A 17,466-nucleotide genomic window follows, 5' to 3' on the forward strand; every position below is an offset into this window, starting at 1 on the left:
ACCGGCTTGCCCCGGGACGGACCATGGGTGTGGGTGGGACCCCTTGTCGCTGTCCGTCTGCCTCAGGTTAACCAAATGAGCGCCCCGCCGCTCTATGGGGCTGAAAACATGGGGTAAAGATTAGAGACATGCGGCCAACGGGCCTTGCCCGCCCGGACCGAGCGAGCTGCGGTCGCCTTCGACTCCTGAAGCCGCTGCGCGAGGTCCGCGGGCCGCACCGGAGGCCATCGCCTGGACGCCTGCACCTCCACTCTGCCGCCGTCGTCACGGAACCGCAGCTCAACGGGACGGAGCCGCGCTCGACCGATCGCCGGAGAGCGCTCCACAGCTCGGCGGAGCTTGGTTCGGACCTTCTCCGGAACTCCATAGGGCGTCGCCAGGAGACCCGCTCGTCAACCGATCACGTTGAAGCCATTGACGCACGGAGAGTCGCGCCGGACACTCCTGCATTGAAACGGCGATTCCGGCCCGGTGAGCAGCCAACTCAGGCTCGTCCCGCCCGACATGACGGATCGTCCGTGATCAGCCGCGCGCACCAAGATTCACAGTGCGACGGCACCGACGCAGAGGAGGACGACGAGAAACCGCAGACCCATGATCGCCCTGAGAGCGCTCTCAAAGACACCAGCAGATCATGCCGCGAGACCACGGAGACGACCTGATCCCCATCCCACCCGGAGTCAGGCCCCCGCAGCACTCCCAACCCGCCAGCTCGACAGGGAGAACCACCACGATGACAACCTCCCCACCGCCTGCCATCGCGCCGGCCGGCAGACAGAGAACCGTCCCCCTCGTCCTGGGCAGCGCCCTGGTGCTGCTCATCGGCGCGCTCGCAGGCCTGATCGGCAGCGGCGGCAGCGCCTCTGCGGCCGTACCGGGCGCTCCGACCGGCTGGACCACCCTCTTCTCGGACGACTTCAACGGTGCGTCCGGCAGCGCGCTGAACCGGACCAACTGGCTGTACGACCTGGGCACCGGATACGCGGGAGGCGCCGCCAACTGGGGAACGGGCGAGGTCGAATCGGCCACCGACTCCACGAACAACGTCTACCAGGACGGGCAGGGACACCTCGTCATCAAGGCTCTCCGTGACGGGTCCGGCCACTGGACCTCGGGACGCATCGAGACCCAGCGCACCGACTTCGCCGCCCCGGCCGGCGGACAGCTGGAGATGAGCGCGTCCATCCTGCAGCCCAACCCGCAGAGCGGACTGGGTTATTGGCCCGCGTTCTGGGCGATGGGCGGCGCGGCCCGGCCGGTCGGCGCGACGAACTGGCCGAGCATCGGCGAGTTCGACATCATGGAGGACGTCAACGCGCTGAGCCAGCACTCCACCACCTTCCACTGCGGTGTGTGGGCGGGCGAGTGCCACGACCCCGACGGCATCACCAGCAACCTCCAGCCGTGCGCGGGCTGCCAGACCGGCTACCACACGTACTCCGCGATCATCGACCGCACGAACACCGCCGCCGAGCAGCTCCGCTTCTACCTCGACGGCAATCTGACCTTCACCGTCAACGAGAACCAGGTGTCGGTCGCGACGTGGCAGGCGGCCGTCGACCACGGATTCATGGCCATCTTCGACCTGGCGATCGCCGGTTCCTACCCGGACAAGGTCTGCGGCTGCAGCTCGGCCGCGCAGGCGGGCAGCATCACCTCGGGCGCCGCCATGAGCGTCGACTGGTTCGCCGTCTACCAGCAGAGCCCCAGCGGTAGCACCACCGGCGGCACGACGACCGGCGGCACCACTGGCAGTACGACGGGCGGAAGCACCGGCGGGACCACGACGACGCCGGACTACACCGCCGGGGTGACGCGGGTGAGCGCCAGTCAGGCGCAGATCACGTTCGTTCCGACCACACCCGCGGCCTACGTCGATGTGCACTACCTCGTCAACGGCGCCGGCCAGCAGAACTTCCGGATGACCAACAGCGGCGGCACCTGGACGCAGAACGTCTCACTCGCCACCGGTTCCACCCTGACCTACTGGTTCACCTACGAGAAGAACGGGCCGCAGTACGACAGCCCGCACTACACCTACGTCCAGTGAGCCTCCCGGGCTGGTCGACCGGACCAGCCCGGGACCCAACCGTTCAGGGAGCGATCCCCACCCCGTCGATCCGGCTCCACGCCCGCTCCTGCGCGGCGGTCATGGCGGGCCAGACGAGCCCGCCCGGCCGGGGGCGGATCCGTGAGGCGTACGGCGCGGGGCGGAACGCCGGGTCGTAGAAGCACCCACTGCCGTACTTCAGGTCGAAGGCCGCGCAGGAGGCCGCGACCGAGCGCGCGGTCGGCTTGCGTCCGTGACGCACCCAAGTGTCCAGCGCGGCAATCGAGTTGGCGTACTCGGAGTCGCTGAGCGCGCTGTGCTCGGTCTCCGTCGTGAAGGTCTGGACGAGGTCGCCGCCCCGGCCGGCGCCCTGGAGCGTGGCGCGGTAGGCCGCCTCGTGCTCGACGAAGGCCGTCGGGTCGTCGATCGCGTGCAGGGTGAGGACCGGGATGGTGACCTTGCCGGTCAGGTCGCTGTCGTAGGAGAGGTCGCGGCGCGCGGTGGGGTCGGCCGAGAACCGTTCCACGCCCGCGTTGAGCGCCTTGTCGTCGTGTGAACCGGAGTACCGAACACCCCGGTTACTGAAGGGATTTCGGCCGCCGAGGCGGGTCGACACGATGTCCCGGAACGTGAAGGTGGCGAACTGCAGATGGGACGCGAGCGAGCGTTCCGGGATGCGGGTGACGGCGAGGATGTCGTCGAGGTTGCGCTGCTGGAGCGCGGTCCGGTCCGCGGGGGCGGAGGCGTATCCCGTGCACTCCTGCAGACGGGCACGGAGTCCGGCGCTCGTCATGGTGGAGTCCGCGCGCAGGCCCTGCCACAGCGGGTACTGCGGCTCGGTCGGGCGGGGGTGGTTGTGGCAGTAGTACTGGTAGACCACCCGGAGGTCGACGCGGTAGTCGTAGCCGCGTGAACCGCCGCCGAGGACGCCGCTCGTGAGCAGCGCGCCGTCGTAGGCGCCGGGGTGTCTGCCGTAGGTCTCCGCGACCTTGGCGGCGACGTCGCCTCCCCAGGACTGGCCGTGCACATAGGTCCGCTTCGGCTTGCCGAACTGCGAGACGAACAGCTTGCGTACGTTCTCGGTGTCGGCGGCGGCCATCCGGGTGCCGTAGCCACCGCGGCGGTAGGACGAGCCGGCCCAGGCGTAGCCCTCCTCGACCATCACCGCCCAGCGGTTGAGGTCGTCGGTGCTGCGGGCCGGGTCGGAGGAGTCGCCGAGGTCGGGCCCGCCGTGTGCGTGCACGACGAGGGATCCGTTCCAGCGGGTCGGCACGGCCATCGCGTAGTACGCGCCGTTGGTGTCCTGGCCGGTGTAACAGGTCGCCTTGCCCAGCAAGTTGGGCGGGCAGTCGGCCACCGCGGGCCGTGCCCTCGGCGCGGGGGCGTTGCCGAGCGTGCCGAGGAGTGCCGCGGCCACACCGGCGGCCAGTGCCGCCCGACGGTAGCGAGGGGCCGGGAGTCTCCGGCGTACCGGTACGGGCGCGTCAAGTGTCGTCACGGGAGCGGCTCCTATGCATTCGCTGTGCGAAGTTGCCCTGCGAACCGTGATGTTAAGAACCGCTGCTGGTGGGGACTACCCGTCGATCATTGCGTTCATAGTGTTCGCCCGCGCGATCACCTGCTCATGGCCGGGGTGACGGTGACGAGTTGGTGTTTCATCAGGGGCTGGTCGCTCTGCCTGCTGTAGTCGTCGAGCCCGCAGAGGATGTTGAGTTCGGGCATGTAGCCCGCGACGCTGGCGGGCGGGATGTCGTAGGCGATGACGCGGTAGCCGTAGACCGACCGGGTGCTGCCGTCGCGGGCGTGGCTCGTGATGTCGATCAGGTCGAACTCGGCCAGGCCCCGGTCGGCCATGTCCTTGGGGTTCATGAAGAGCAGGGTGCGCAGGTTCTTGACCCCGCGATAGCGGTCGTCGTCGGAGTACACGGTGGTGTTCCACTGATCGTGCGAGCGCATCGTGGAGAGGACGAGCATGCCCTGGGGCGGGGTCACGTCGGGGAGTTCGCTCGGGTGGAACTCGGCGCGGCCGGAGGGGGTGTGGAACTCGCGCTCGCGGGCGGGCTGGGTGATGCGGAAGCCGAGCGGTTCGCGCACCCGGCGGTTGAAGTCCTCGAAGCCCGGGAGGACTTGGGCCATGGTGTCGCGGATCCGGTCGTAGTCCTCGACGTACCACTCCCACGGTGTCGCCGAGTCGGGCAGTGTCGCGCGTGCCATCCCGGCGACGATCGCGCACTCGGACCTGAGGGTCTCGGCGGGCGGCTTGCGCATACCGAAGGAGAGGTGCACCTCGCTCATCGCGTCCTCGACGCTCACGCCCTGCTCCCCCGTCGCCTGGGTGTCCTTCTCGGTGCGTCCCCGGCACGGGAGGATGAGGGCGTTGCGGCCGTGGACGAGATGGCTGCGGTTGAGTTTCGTGCTCACCTGCACGGTCAGTTCGGTGGTGCGCAGCGCGGCCGTGGTCGCGTCGGTGTCGGGGGCGGCGAGGACGAAGTTGCCGCCCATCGCGACGAACACCTTCACCCGGCCATCGCGCATCGCCTTGATGGTGCCGACGGTGTCCAGACCGTGCTCGCGGGGCGCGGAGATCCCGCAGACCTCGTCGAGCGCGTCGAGGAACTCGGGGGTGGGGCGGTGGTCGATGCCGCAGGTGCGGTTGCCCTGGACGTTGCTGTGGCCGCGCACCGGTGAGGGTCCGGCTCCTTCGCGGCCGAGGTTGCCGCGCAGCATCAGCAGGTTCACGATCTCGCGGACGGTGTCCACCCCGTGGTCCTGCTGGGTGACGCCCAGACACCAGGAGATGACGGTGCGGTCGGCGGCCATGTACCGGTCGGCGACCTCGCGGATCTCGACCTCGCTCACCCCGGACTGCCGCACCAGCTCGGCCCAGTCGGTGGCACGCACCCGGTCGCGGTACGACGCGAAGCCCGACGTGTGCCGTTCGATGAACTCGGCGTCGAGCACCGCCGGGTTCTCCTCGGCCCGCTCGAAGACCGCCTTGGCGACCCCGCGCAGCAGGGCGAGGTCGCCGCCGATGCCGACCTGCACGTTCTGGTCGCCGGTCGCGGTGGCGTGGAAGGCGGCCATCGCGGCGAACTCGTGCGGCACGATCGTCCGGCGCGCGCCCGCCTCGACGAGCGGGTTGACGTGGACGATCTGATCACCGCGCCGGTGTGCCTTGGCAAGCGTGGTGAGCATGCGCGGGGCGTTGGAGGCCGCGTTCACGCCCATGACGAACAGCAGGTCGGCCGCGTCCCAGTCGGCGATGTCGCACGTGCCCTTGCCGGTGCCCAGCGCGGCCTGCAGGGCACGGCCGGAAGCCTCGTGGCACATGTTGGAGCAGTCCGGCAGGTTGTTGGTGCCGAACTCGCGCACCCACAGCTGATAGAGGAACGTGGCCTCGTTGTTGAGCCGCCCGGACGTGTAGAAGGCAGCCTGGTCAGGACTCTCCAGGCCGCGCAGTGTCTGCCCGACGAGCGCGAACGCGTCCGGCCAGGAGATCGGTACGTACTTGTCCGTGACCTCGTCGTAGACCATCGGCTCGGTCAGCCGGCCCTGGTCCTCCAGCGCGTAGTCCGGCCAGTCGGCCAGCTCGGTGACCGTGTGCGCGGCGAAAAACTCACGGCCGGCCTTCTTGCGGGTCATCTCCCAGGTGACGTGCTTGATCCCGTTCTCGCAGATGTCCAGGTGCAGGCCCTTGCGGTCGTCGGGCCACGCGCATCCCGGGCAGTCGAACCCGCCGTTCTCATGGTTCATCCGCACGATCGCCAGCGGCCCGCTGACCGGTTCGCGCGTCTTGGCGAGGACCCGCGTCACACTGCGGGCCGCGCCCCACCCCGCCGAGGGTGCCGTGTCGTCCTCCTGCGAGATGTCACCGGGGCGATTGGGCCCACGGCCGCGCGCCGCCACCCCGGGTGCCCCACGCCCCAAGTCGTCCCCGGCACGGCCTTCGGAATCCGAGCGGTCCATGGTGGTGCCCTTCGCTGTCACGACGCCGGTCATCGCATACGCGTGCTGACGCTGCCCACACCTGTCCGTTATGCCCAGATTTTACCGCCCGGTGTGACCGACGCACACGGCGAAGCCCGGGGAGACGGCGCGGGCGGACGACGAGACCCGGCCCGCGGTGATACGGGCCGGGCGGTGACGCATGTGTGGGCGGGGAACCCCGTCCCCGGGAGGGATGTCGCGCCGGGCGGTGTCGGTGCAGGGCACCCCGTGGATACCGGCTTCGATGATGCTTCCGCGAACTTGTCGATGAGTACGCCGAGTTGCTCGCCCTCGTCGGAAACGAACGCGGCGATGTGGGCAGTTGGGCCTGCGGCGCCGCGGGCGCTGCGGCAACGGCACCGGAGGCGATCGTCCGGCGGCGGGAGATCTCAGACCTCGTGATTCCTCAACCGGCGCTTCCGTCAACGCAGTTGGTGCAGTCGACGGTGCCGGTCGAGCGAAGCACCCGGCACCGGATGCCGGATGCCGGGTTTCGCCGGCCGCTCGGCTCCGAGGGCTCAGGCGGTGAATTCGTTGACGCCGAGGGCGAAGTCCCAGTGGCCGACCCCGTTGCCGGCGAGGCCTACCGTGACCAGGCCCATTCCTTCCAGCCAGTGCGCCATCCTCAGGCCGCCGACGTCCAGCGGGCGCAGCCCGAGGCTCTCGATGAACGCCGCCACGCCTGCCTTGGCCTGCGCGTCGTCGCCGGCGATGAAGACGTTGGGCCGGCCCTTCTCCAGGACACTGCGGAAGATCGTGTTGAACCCCTTCACCACGCTGGCGCCGGCCGGGGCCACCTTGGCGACTTCCTGCGCGACCGAGGTCTCCTCGCTGTGCGCCAGTCCGTCGAACGTGGCGTTGAACGGGTTGCTGATGTCGACGATGACCTTGCCCGCGAGGGCGTCCCCGTACTCGGTGACGACCGGAACGACACCGGCGTACAACAGGGCCGTGATGACGATGTCCCCGGCCGGGACGGCGCCCCACCTGCCCGTCGTCGCACCGCCGCCCAGAGCCTTGGCCAGGTCGTCGGCCTTGGACTGGTCGCGTCCCATGACCTCGACGGTGTTGCCGCCCGCCACCGCGAGCGTGCCGATGGTGCGGGCCATGTTCCCCGTACCGATGAGGGTGATGCTGCTCATGAGGTGTGCCCTCTTCCTGTTCTTGAGGTGTGACTCTGTCTCGTTCGTTCAGATGGCGGTGGTGCCGCCGTCGGCGACCAGTTCCAGGCCGTTGACGTAACTGGAGTCGTCGGAGGCGAGGAACAGGGCGACGGTGGCGATCTCCTCGGGGCGGCCCATGTTTCCGCGGGGAATGAGGGACTCGAATGCGGCCCTGGTCGCCTCGTCGAAGAGTTCTTCCTGTTTGGCGGTGCCGACCTGGCCGGGGGTCAGGACGTTGACCCGGATCTTGCGGTCGCGCAGTTCGTTGAGCCAGACGCGGGCCCAGGCCTGCTGCACGGCCTTGCTTCCCGCGTAGAGGCTCCAGCCGGGGAAGGCGCCGAGGGAGGCGTTGGATCCGGTCATGAGGATCGAGCCGTTGTCGTTGAGCAGCGGCAGCGCCTTCTGCACGGTGAAAAGGGTGCCGCGCGCGTTGAGCCAGAAGGCGCGGTGGAACTGTTCTTCGGTGATCTCGCCGAGGACGGCGGGTTCGCCCATCCCGGCGCTGGCCCACAGCACGTCGATCGAGCCCTTTTCCCGCTTGACGGTGTCGTACAAGCGGTCCAGGTCCTCCAGTTCGGCCGCGTCACCCTGGACGGCGGTGACGTTGCGGCCGATCAGCTTGACGGCGTCGTCCAGTGCTTCCTGCCGCCGGGCCTGGATGAAGACGTGCGCTCCTTCCTCGACGAACAGTTTGGCGCCGGCCAGTGCCATGCCGGTGGATCCGCCGGTGATCACCGCTACCTTGCCATCGAGCTTTCCCACGATCACTCCGTTGAATTGATGGGTATCCGAATTAATTGATGGGGGTCTGAATTAATTGATGGATGTCCGAAACAGTTGACCCATGCCATTTCCCGACTCGTTGCGATTCGGGTCCCAGCTGTCAGCCGGCGGGGAAGTAATGGCCGTTGTCCAGGTCGGCGAGAAGGCGAGGCTGAGCGGGTTCCCAGCCGAGGGTCCGGCGGGTGCTGAGATTGGACGCCGGGTAAGACTGCGTGACGATGTTCGCGAGGAATCCGAAATATCCCGGAACCATCAGTACGTCCACGGGAATGCTTACGACCGGCAGACCCAGACGGCTGCCGATGGCCTCGGCGATCTCGCGGAACGGGATGCCCTCGTCCCCGACCGCGTGCCAGTACTTGCCGGCCGGCCCCTTCTCCAGCGCCAAGCGGAACAAGGAGGCGACATCGCGGATGTGCACGGCGTTCCACAGGTTCGCGCCGTCGCCGGGGTAGCCGACGAAACCCTTCTCCTTCGCGAGCGCGATCAGCACGGGGAGGAAGCCGGCACGATCGGTCGTGCCGTGCGCGATGTTGGCGATCCGTACGATCGAGGACCGCACTCCCTGCTCGGCGAGGCCGACCACGGTGGTTTCCACGACGTTGCGAACCCGCAGAGTGCCCTTGTACTCGTCGCCGCCGGGAAGGGCCGGGTCCTCCTCGGTGACCGGTCGGCCCAGGTTCCCGCCCGAGCCTATGCTCCCCGCTGCGACCAGCGGCTTTCCGGTTCCCGCGAGTGCCTCGCCGTACGCGAGCATGATCGGGACCTCCGCGGCGGCCACGGCGTCGAGCCCGCCGGAGGGAAGCAGGTCCTGCCGGTGCGCGACGTGGACGACGCCGTCGGAGTCCGCGGCCGCCTCCTTGAGCCCGTCGAGATCCTGGAGGTCGCCGCGACGGACCTTCGCGCCGAGCGCGGACAACGCCGCCGCGGCGGCGTCCGACCGGGCCAGGCCGGTGACCTCGTGCCCGGCCGCGATGAGCTCGGGGACGATGTACGAACCGGAATGGCCGGTCCCGCCAGTGACGAAAACGCGCATCTTGCTTTCCTTTGGGGGTAGTTGGAGCGGCTGTTCTTCTCATGCCGCAGATCGACCGGCGTGATGTGGCTCAAGAAGCAGTGGCGCGGGTGCGCTCAGCTCAGAACGGTGACGCCGAGGGAGAAGTCGGTGTGCTTTATGGAGTGGGTCATGAGGCCCAGCTCCAGCAGGGCGACGTTCTCCAGTGCCCGCGCCATCGACAACTCCCCGGCGTCCATCGGGCGCAGCCCCAGGCTCTCGATGAATTCCGACACGCGCGCCTTTGCCTGCGTGTCGTCACCGGCGACGAATACGTCCAAGGGGCGCCCCTCGGCGGGGCCGGCCGCCAGAACATGGGAGAACAGGGTGTTGAACGCCTTGACGACATGCGCGCTGGCGGGGGCCGCCTTCGCGATCTCCTGCGCGCCGGAACTGCCGTCGGGGGTGACGAAACCCTGGAGATCGGGGGCGACGGGGTTGGTGATGTCGATGATGACCTTGCCGCGCAGCGCGTCCCCGTACTCGCTCACCACCGCCGCCGCTCCGGCGTACGGCACGGCGAGGACGACGACGTCCCCGGCCGGGGCCGCGCCGGGCGTCCCGACGGTGGCGCCGTCGAGCGTGTCGGCCAGTTCCTTGGCCTTGGCCGGGTCGCGGCCGATGATCTCTACGGCGTTGCCGCCGGCCAGCGCCCGGCCGGCCAGGGCGCCGGCCATGTTCCCCAGGCCGATGATGCTGATGCTGCTCATGGGTGTTCCTGCTTTCCGGAGCGATGGGCGGCGCTCAATTCCCTTTGTGCTCATTCCGGGCCGGGGTCCTGCTGTCAAGTTCGACGTCGAATTCTTGTTCAGAATTCTTGTGTTGAATTCGCTTCGGCCCCATTGGGTACCTATTCAGGCTGCCATTGCCCTGAGCTGGTGTCCAAGACCTCTTTTAGTCGTGGTGATACCCTGAATGCATCACCGGGCCGGGAGGCGCCATGGATCTGGATCTGGACCTGCGGAAACTGCGTTACTTCGTCGCCGTGGCGGAACAGTTGCACTTCGGCCGCGCCGCCGATGAGCTGCATATCGCGCAGCCGGTGCTCAGCCGGCAGATCCGCGCGCTCGAGCAGGATCTCGGCGCCTCGCTGTTCACCAGGGATCGCCACGGCGTGGAGCTGACCGACGCGGGCCGACAGCTGCTGGCCGACGCCGGTCCGCTGCTCGCCTCCACGCACGCGGTCCGCCGCCGGGTGTCCGTGGCCGCTCGCGGCAGCCGGCGGCTGATGGTCGGTTTCCGGGCCGGTATCCCGGTCATCCCGGCGGCGCGGGCGTTCGAGGCCCGGCACCCGGACGTGGTCGTGGACGTGCAGCGGATCGAAGGGGACGACCAGGCCGCGATGCTGCTCGACGGCCGCATCGACGTCGCCTATGTGCGGCTGCCCATCGACGAGACCGGCCTGCGCGTCACCCCGCTGTACACCGAGCCGCGGGTGGCGGTGCTGCCCGCCGGTCACCGGTTGGCCGGCAAGGAGGAGGTCACCGAGGCCGACCTGGCCGGCGAACCGCTGCTCTGGCATGCCGACCCGGGCACGCAGCCCACCAGGCGCCCGCACCCCAACGCCGGGTACCTGGTGCGCGGGGTGGACGAGACGCTTGAGCATGTCGCGGCCGGCCGGGGCATCTCGTTCCTGGCCCGTTCGGCGACCGTCTTCTACTCACATCCGGACGTCGTCTATGTGCCCATCCCGGATCTGGTGCCCGAGCAGGTGTGCCTCGCGGTGGCGGCATCAGGCACCTCGCCGGTGATCGCCGACTTCTTCAGCGCGGCTCAGGCGACGGCCGAGATCACGGCGGAGTGCGGGAACTATGAGATGTGGCAGCTGGGAAGCGATGCCATTTCGTAGCACACGCTGAGAATCGGGTTGGCCCAGGACACGTAGGTCGGGGCGCTGTCCGGACGGAGATCCCGCGGCGGATCAGGAGGCAGCGCAACGTCGCCCGTCCGGTGCTCACCGGACGGGCGACGTTGCGCCGGAGTTGGTCTACCAGCCTACGGACCGGGTCAGCGGGTGAAGGGCTTGCCCAGCATGGCAAGCCGGCGACCCCTCACCGGTGATGCCATACCCGCCCCTGCCGATCGCCCTCCGTGGCACCCGGCGTGACGGGCAACCCGGCAAGGGGTTCCGGTCACGGCACTAGCGGCCGCTGACGGCGGTGGCCGCCTGGACGATGACCGCGGCCACGGCGGCCGGGTCGGACACGTACACGGCGTGGCTGCCGGCGGTCTCGGTGACGGTCGCCCCGGCCCGCTCGGACATGATCCGCTGGGCGGGCGGGGGGATCATGCGGTCGTCGGTGGCGACCAGGTACCAGGACGGCTTGGTGCGCCAGGCGGGGTCGGTGACCGCGCCGCCGAGCGCCTCCACGCCCCAGGGCACCTGCGAGTCGGCCATGAACGCGGCGAGTTTCGCGGGTACGTCCGCCGCGAACGAGGCCGCGAACTTGTCCCGGTCCAGGAAGAGGAACCCGTCGACGGGCGGCAGGATCGGCGGAACCGGAGCACCCGGCGGCGGGTCCGCGATCAGGGTGTTGACCGACTCGCCCTTGTCGGGCGCGAACGCGGCGATGTAGGCGAGCGCGGCGACGTTGGGGTGGGTGCCCGCCTCGGTGATGACCGCGCCGCCGTAGGAGTGGCCCACCAGCACGGCGGGGCCGTCCAGCCCGTCCAGGACCTGCCGGGTGGTGGCGACGTCGTCGGCCAGCGACAGCGTCGCGTTCTGCACGACGAAGACCCGGTAGCCGTCGGGGACGAGTCGGTCGTACACCCCCTGCCAGCCGGAACCGTCCACGAAACCACCGTGCACCAGCACGATGTTCCTCACTTCCTGACCTGTGGTCACGACACTGCCTCCTTCGTCCGAGACGTCTGCTCGGGTCCGTTCGGGGAAATGGCTGGAACGCTCGCGCCCTGGGGGGCGGCGATTTCAAGTGGCGTATTCAGTGGGCGTGTTCAGTGGCCGGCCGAAGCCGCCGCCTGCTTGATGAGGTCGGCGGTGGCCTGCGGCTGGGAGACGTACACGGAGTGGCTCGCGGCGACCTCCCCCACGTTGGCGCCGGCGCGGTCGGCCATCATGCGCTGGGCGGCCGACGGGATCATCCGGTCCTCGGTGGCGACGAGGTACCAGGACGGCTTGGTGCGCCAGGCGGGCCGGGTGATCTGGCCGCCGAGCGCGTCCGCGCCCCAGGCGACCTGGGAGTCCGCCATGAAGACCGCCTCCGCCGCGGGCAGGTCGGCGGCGAACGAGGCCGCGAACTTGTCCCGGTCCAGGAACAGGAACCCGTCCGGGGACGGCACGATCGGCGGGACCGGGGCGCCGGGCGGCGGATCCGCGATCAGGGTGTTGACCGACTCGCCCGCGTCGGGTGCGAACGCGGCGATGTAGGCGAGCGCGGCCACCTTCTCGTCGAGGCCGGCCTCGGTGATCACCGCGCCCCCGTAGGAGTGGCCGACGAGCACGCACGGGCCGTCCAGCGACCGCACGATCCGCAGGGTGGCCAGGACGTCACCGGCCAGCGACAGGGTCGGGTTCTGGACCACCGCCACCCGGAAGCCGTCCGCCGTGAGCAGTTTGTGCACCTCCTGCCATCCCGATCCGTCCACGAAACCGCCGTGGACGAGAACGACGTTCTTGATCTCGCTCATGACCCTCTCCCTGCGAAGCGACCTGCGTCGGCTTCCGTCGACTTCCTTGTTCTCGCTGCGGGTCCAGCTTCCGGCCGGGGCCCGGGGGGAGGCATCAGGGGAAACCCTCGACGGCGGCGCGGGGACCCCGGCGGAAATCGCGGAACCCTCGACACGGATGTGCGAGGCATGTCGATGATGTGTGCGTGAACGAGGCAGGGATCAAGCATGAGTTGTACGGCCGCGAGGACGCCGTGCACGTCGTGGACGAGTTGTTGGCCGGGGGCGGGAGCGTGGTCGCCGTCGGCGCTCCGGGCGCGGGCAAGACCAGCCTGATGAAGGTCGCGGGGCGGCTGGCGCGTCGTCAGGGGCGCAGGGTGCTGGCGATCACCCCGACGCAGTTCGAGCGGGGTCTGCCGTTCGCCGGGCTGGCCGAGCTGATCGGCCAGTGCCCGGAGGGGATCGACCGGCACCTTCCGCAGCCTCAACGGCACGCCCTGGCGGTCGCGTTGCAGCATGCCGAGCCCGACGGGCCCGAGGTCAGCGCTCTGGCGGTGCCCCTGGCCGTCCGGGGTGTGCTCGATCACCTGTGCCGATCGGAGCCGGTGGCGCTGCTCATCGACGACCTCCAGTGGCTCGACCAGTCGAGCGTGGGCAGCCTCGGGTTCGCGGTCCGCGGTGTCTCCACCGGGCCGGACCGGCTGAGCGTCCTGGTGGCGACCCGGCCGGATCCGGACACCGGCACCGACCTGCTGCGCAGTCTCACCGAGCCGCGCCGCGACCTCGTGCTGCGCCCCCTGGACGAACGGGCCGTCGGACAACTGCTGCGCAGCCGCCTGGGCCCCCGGTGGACCCCGCCGAGGTGCGCCGGAGTCGCGCGGGCCAGTGCCGGAAACCCGTTCCTGGCCCTGGAGATCGCCAAGGCCATGCACGCCGACGGGCCGCATCGGGGCGGCATCACCTGGCGGGGCAACGACCCCGTCTTCCCCGTCCCGCCCACCCTGGCCGGGCTGCTCGGCGAGCGGGTGACGCGGCTGCCGGACGACGCCCGTGACGTCCTCACCCTGGTGTCCGCTGCGGGCCGGCTGACCCTCGCTCAACTGCAGGCGATCGTCGCACCGGACCGGCTCGCGTCGGCCCTGGAAGCCGCCGCCGACGCCGACGTGGCCACCGTGGGCGCCGAGTCCGCGGTCGCCTTCGCCCACCCGCTGCTGGCCTCGGCGCTCTACGACGCCGCCGCCCCGGCCGACCGCCGCCGCGCCCACCGGCTCCTCGCCGACAGCCTGGACGATCCGGTGGAACGCGCACGCCACCGCACGAAGTCCATCACCGTGCCCGACGACCGGGTCGCCGGGGAACTGGAGCGCGCCGCCGACATCTCGCGCGCGCGTGGCGCCCGGCAGTTGGCCGGGGAACTGCTGGAGGGTTCCGCGCTGGCCACGCCGTACGGAGACGACGGGCAGGCCGCTTTCGGCCGCTGGCTGCGCGCGGCGGACAACTACGTCGACGCCGGCGACGAGGAGGCGGCCCGAACGGCCTTGGACCGGGCCACCGCCCTGGCCGTGCTCCCCGAGCGGCAGGCCCAAGTGCTGGTCCGGCGTTCGCAGTTGGCCGACGACATCCCCTCGGGACGCCTCTTCGCCGAACAGGCCTTCCGGCTGTCGCCGCCCGATGGCGAACTCCGCGCCGAGATCCTCTACAGGCTCGGCAGACACCACCGCATGGAGGGCCGGGGCGGCCTCGCGCTGCGCCTCACGCAGATGGCGCTCGTCCAGGCCGCGGCACACGGGCGCCAGGACATCCAGCTCGCGGCCCTCACCCAGCGCCAGGCCATCGAACGGCTCTGGGGAACCGGCGTCCCCGGACGGTCACTTGACGAATTCCGGGAGCTGGCCACCGGCGCGGGCCGGGACCGGCCTCCGGAGGGATGGGAGTGGGCGTGGATGCACGCCTTCTTCGCCCCTTGGCACGATCCGGCAGCCGAGGGGCACACGCGCGATGCTATCGCCTCGGCCGTCGACGCGGGACGGTACGCCGATCTGTCGTACCTCTACATGTGTCTGGTCCTCGTCCTCGTCCGCCGCTCGAAATTCCGCCAGGCCCGTGCCGCGCTCCGGGAAGCGGACCATTCGGGCGCCTGGACGAGTTCCACCGGCGCCCTGCAGGAGGACCTGGCCAGGATCCTGGTGACGGCATACGAAGGGAATCTCGACGAGGCCCGGAGCCGCGCCCGGCGCGCGGCCGCCCGGCCGCTCGTCAGCTCCTCGACCTACTGGCGGGGCATCGTCCTCGCCCTCCTGGGGTTCATCGACGCCTCGGCCCGCGACTGGCCGGCTGCGCTCGGCGCCCTGCGCGAGGTGGCCGGCATCCTCACCACCACCGGGATGGTCGCTCTGGAGCAGCTCCTGTGGGCCGTCGACTATTGCGACGCGGCACTGCAGACGGGCTCCCACGACGACGCCCGGGCCGCCATAGGCATCCTGCGCCGCCAGGCGGCGGCCGGCCAGCCCGAGGCGGCGGTCGCCGCGGACCGGTGCCAGGCCCTGCTGACGGCCGCCGCCGGAGACACCGAGAAGGCACTCGCCCAGCTCCGCGCGATCGTCCAACTGCCGGACGCGGAAAGCCCGTTCGAGGCCGCCCGGTCCCGGTTGGCACTCGGACAGGTCTACCGCCGCGCGGGCCACAAGGCCCTCGCCACCGAGACCCTGAACGAGGCCGCTCGCGCCTTCGACGAGCGCGGTGCGCCGCGCTGGTCGCAGCGAGCGCTCGCCGAAGCCGAACGCACCGGACTGCGCCCCGCCACCGGCACACTGACGGCGAGCGAACACCGCGTGGCCCAACTCGTCGGAGAGGGCCGCTCCAATCAGGAGACCGCCGACCTGCTGTTCATGTCCGTCAAGACCGTCGAGGCCAACCTCACCCGGATCTACCGCAAACTCTCCGTGCGCTCACGCACGGAACTCGCGAACCGGCTCGGCACCCTCCGATCGACCCCGGACAGCGGCGGCGAACTGGTGTGACGCGCAAGGGATTCCGGGATCCCGGCTTCGTTGCGCGCGCCCGTCCGCCGTGCTTGGCTCGCCCGATGAATCTTCTGCTGACGGCGAGTGGCCTGCGCAACGAGACCCTGCGGGACGCGCTGCGGGACATGCTGGGCAAGCCGTTCGGATCGGCGAACGTCGTGTACATCCCGACGGCGTCGGTCGCCGAGCCCGGGGACCACGGGTGGTTCGTCGCGGACATGAACCGGCTGTACGGCCTCGGCTGGCGGGAGTTCGACGTCCTGGAGCTGAACGGCCTGCCCCGGCGCCTGGTGCTCGACCGGCTGCTGCACGCCGACGTCGTCTACGTCGAGGGCGGCAACCACTACCACCTCGCCCGCAGCATCACCGGCAACGGCCTGGCCGACGGCTTCCTGAAGGCGCTGGAGAGCCGGGTCTACGTAGGGGTCAGCGCCGGGTCGATGATCTTCAGCCGCAACCTCACCGCACACTCCGCCGACGTCATCGGGGACACCACGGACCTCCACGTCCTCGGCGCGACGACCGTGGAGCCGCCGTTCGGCCTCTTCGACTGGTACCTCAAGCCCCACCTGTACTCCCCGAACTTCCCCGAGCGGGACGACAGTTGGGCCGATCGCATCGTCGCGCGAGCGGACTTCCCGATCCACTTCATCGACGACGACACGGCCGTCCGCGTCAGGGACGGCAAGGTGGACGTCATCTCCGAGGGCCGGTGGCGGTCCCACCCGTGACGCAACGCGCGGAGGCGAGCGGACCGGGGACCACCGCGGCTCGTGCCGTCAGCCGGCCGCTCGCGCCGACGAGACCGCCGTACGGGCCGCGCTCTCGACCGCCGCGATGCCGCCCGGCATCGTCGCGTTGCCGTCGGAGAGGACCGCGACGAGGTAGTGGTGCGTTCCCGACGTGACCCGGCCGACGCTGTTGATGTCCCACAGGCCGGTGGTGCTGCGCTGCAGCCAGCCGTTCTTCAGCGCCCATCCGGCGCCGGAGTCGGAGGCCGCCGAGACGCCCCACGACTGTCCGGCGGCGATGCGGGTCATCAGCGTACGGATGTAGCTCTGGGACGTCTTCGTCAGTGCGGACCCGCTCGCGGCCGAGGTCCCGCCGTCGGCGAACACCGCGCTCAGCAGACGGACCTGGTCGGAGGCCGTGGTGCGCGTGAGTCCCCATGTGCCGCCGGCCCCGCCCACGGTCGAGGACAGGCCGAGCCGCTTGTTCACCGCCTCCAGGCCGGGCGCCCGGCCTATCTCCCGCCAGAGCGCGGTCGCCGCGTCGTTGTCGCTGTGCTCGATCATCGCCTCGGCCAGGGTGCGTTCCTGCTGGGTGAGGCCACGGCCGGCGTCCTGCGCCCGGACGAGCAGCGCGGAGAGGATGTCGACCTTGACGATGCTGGCCGTGTCGTAGGGGACGTCATTCCCGCGTACCTGCGGACTCCGAGCGGGATGGTCCAGATCCAGCACGGCGGTCGTCACGCGCGCGTGCGGGGTGCCGGCCGCCGAGGCCGGGCCGACCAGGCCGACCGTGAGGAGGGTGGCCACGGAGCCGGTGAGCAGCGCCGCGCGGACGCCGGCACGCGTGCCGCGTCGGCCGGGCGCGCCCGCGCTGTGGGTGGTCGGTCGGGGGTTCTGGCGGTACGGCATGGGGCCTCGGCGGTTCGGGGGCGGGGAACAGACCTGCGAACGTAGGCGAGGCGACGGTTCCGTGACGTGACCGATGCCACGAAATGGACCTGAGAGCGCGATTTGTGACGATAGCCACAGCTTCGTGCGCCGCCGTCCC

At 70.3% G+C, this 17,466-nt stretch carries 13 protein-coding genes; 4 read left to right on the top strand and 9 right to left on the bottom strand.

Annotated elements, in window-relative coordinates:
* The first annotated feature begins 733 nt into the window (after window positions 1-733).
* The gene (locus tag OO69_RS04580) at window positions 734-2,050 is read left to right on the top strand and encodes a glycoside hydrolase family 16 protein (protein ID WP_234444331.1); all 1,317 of its coding nucleotides are present in this window, start codon (window positions 734-736) and stop codon (window positions 2,048-2,050) included.
* 43 nt (window positions 2,051-2,093) lie between these two features.
* Here the strand turns inward: OO69_RS04580 and OO69_RS04585 are convergent, their stop codons facing one another.
* From OO69_RS04585 to OO69_RS04610, 6 genes are all read right to left on the bottom strand, one after another.
* Window positions 2,094-3,548, bottom strand: coding sequence for an alpha/beta hydrolase family protein (locus OO69_RS04585; protein WP_051800765.1), 1,455 nt, complete (start codon window positions 3,546-3,548; stop codon window positions 2,094-2,096).
* Between the two features lie 116 nt (window positions 3,549-3,664).
* Complete coding sequence (locus OO69_RS04590; protein ID WP_420707850.1) at window positions 3,665-6,016, bottom strand: FdhF/YdeP family oxidoreductase; 2,352 nt, start codon at window positions 6,014-6,016, stop codon at window positions 3,665-3,667.
* 539 nt (window positions 6,017-6,555) lie between these two features.
* On the bottom strand, window positions 6,556-7,179 hold the full coding sequence (locus tag OO69_RS04595; protein ID WP_033279077.1) for an NADPH-dependent F420 reductase: 624 nt from the start codon (window positions 7,177-7,179) through the stop codon (window positions 6,556-6,558).
* A gap of 48 nt (window positions 7,180-7,227) precedes the next feature.
* The gene (locus OO69_RS04600) at window positions 7,228-7,962 is read right to left on the bottom strand and encodes an SDR family NAD(P)-dependent oxidoreductase (protein WP_033279078.1); all 735 of its coding nucleotides are present in this window, start codon (window positions 7,960-7,962) and stop codon (window positions 7,228-7,230) included.
* A 121-nt stretch (window positions 7,963-8,083) separates the two neighbouring features.
* Window positions 8,084-9,019 (bottom strand): SDR family oxidoreductase, encoded by a 936-nt coding sequence (locus OO69_RS04605; RefSeq protein ID WP_033279079.1) that lies wholly within the window; start codon window positions 9,017-9,019, stop codon window positions 8,084-8,086.
* Between the two features lie 95 nt (window positions 9,020-9,114).
* Complete coding sequence (locus tag OO69_RS04610) at window positions 9,115-9,747, bottom strand: NADPH-dependent F420 reductase (RefSeq protein ID WP_033279080.1); 633 nt, start codon at window positions 9,745-9,747, stop codon at window positions 9,115-9,117.
* A gap of 236 nt (window positions 9,748-9,983) precedes the next feature.
* Here OO69_RS04610 and OO69_RS04615 point away from each other — a divergent pair, with 236 nt between their 5' ends.
* Window positions 9,984-10,886 carry a LysR family transcriptional regulator gene (locus tag OO69_RS04615; RefSeq protein WP_033279230.1) on the top strand — a complete coding sequence of 301 codons (903 nt, stop codon included), beginning with the start codon at window positions 9,984-9,986 and terminating at the stop codon, window positions 10,884-10,886.
* Between the two features lie 291 nt (window positions 10,887-11,177).
* Here the strand turns inward: OO69_RS04615 and OO69_RS04620 are convergent, their stop codons facing one another.
* Both OO69_RS04620 and OO69_RS04625 read right to left on the bottom strand, forming a co-directional pair.
* Entirely contained in the window at window positions 11,178-11,882 is a 705-nt protein-coding gene (locus OO69_RS04620; protein ID WP_033279081.1) for an alpha/beta fold hydrolase, read from the bottom strand.
* A gap of 110 nt (window positions 11,883-11,992) precedes the next feature.
* Window positions 11,993-12,685: an alpha/beta fold hydrolase gene (locus tag OO69_RS04625; protein ID WP_033279082.1), complete on the bottom strand. Its 693-nt coding sequence runs from the start codon at window positions 12,683-12,685 to the stop codon at window positions 11,993-11,995.
* Window positions 12,686-12,870: 185 nt separating this feature from the next.
* Between OO69_RS04625 and OO69_RS04630 the strand changes: the two genes are divergently transcribed.
* Together OO69_RS04630 and OO69_RS04635 are read left to right on the top strand one after the other, a co-directional pair.
* Window positions 12,871-15,684, top strand: coding sequence for an AAA family ATPase (locus tag OO69_RS04630; protein WP_033279083.1), 2,814 nt, complete (start codon window positions 12,871-12,873; stop codon window positions 15,682-15,684).
* Between the two features lie 65 nt (window positions 15,685-15,749).
* On the top strand, window positions 15,750-16,418 hold the full coding sequence (locus OO69_RS04635) for a Type 1 glutamine amidotransferase-like domain-containing protein (RefSeq protein ID WP_033279084.1): 669 nt from the start codon (window positions 15,750-15,752) through the stop codon (window positions 16,416-16,418).
* 48 nt (window positions 16,419-16,466) lie between these two features.
* Here the strand turns inward: OO69_RS04635 and OO69_RS04640 are convergent, their stop codons facing one another.
* Window positions 16,467-17,327 (bottom strand): serine hydrolase, encoded by an 861-nt coding sequence (locus OO69_RS04640; protein ID WP_033279085.1) that lies wholly within the window; start codon window positions 17,325-17,327, stop codon window positions 16,467-16,469.
* Window positions 17,328-17,466 lie beyond the last annotated feature (139 nt).

This window comes from Streptomyces sp. NRRL F-525, from assembly GCF_000716605.1.
In the GTDB taxonomy this organism is placed as follows: domain Bacteria; phylum Actinomycetota; class Actinomycetes; order Streptomycetales; family Streptomycetaceae; genus Streptomyces.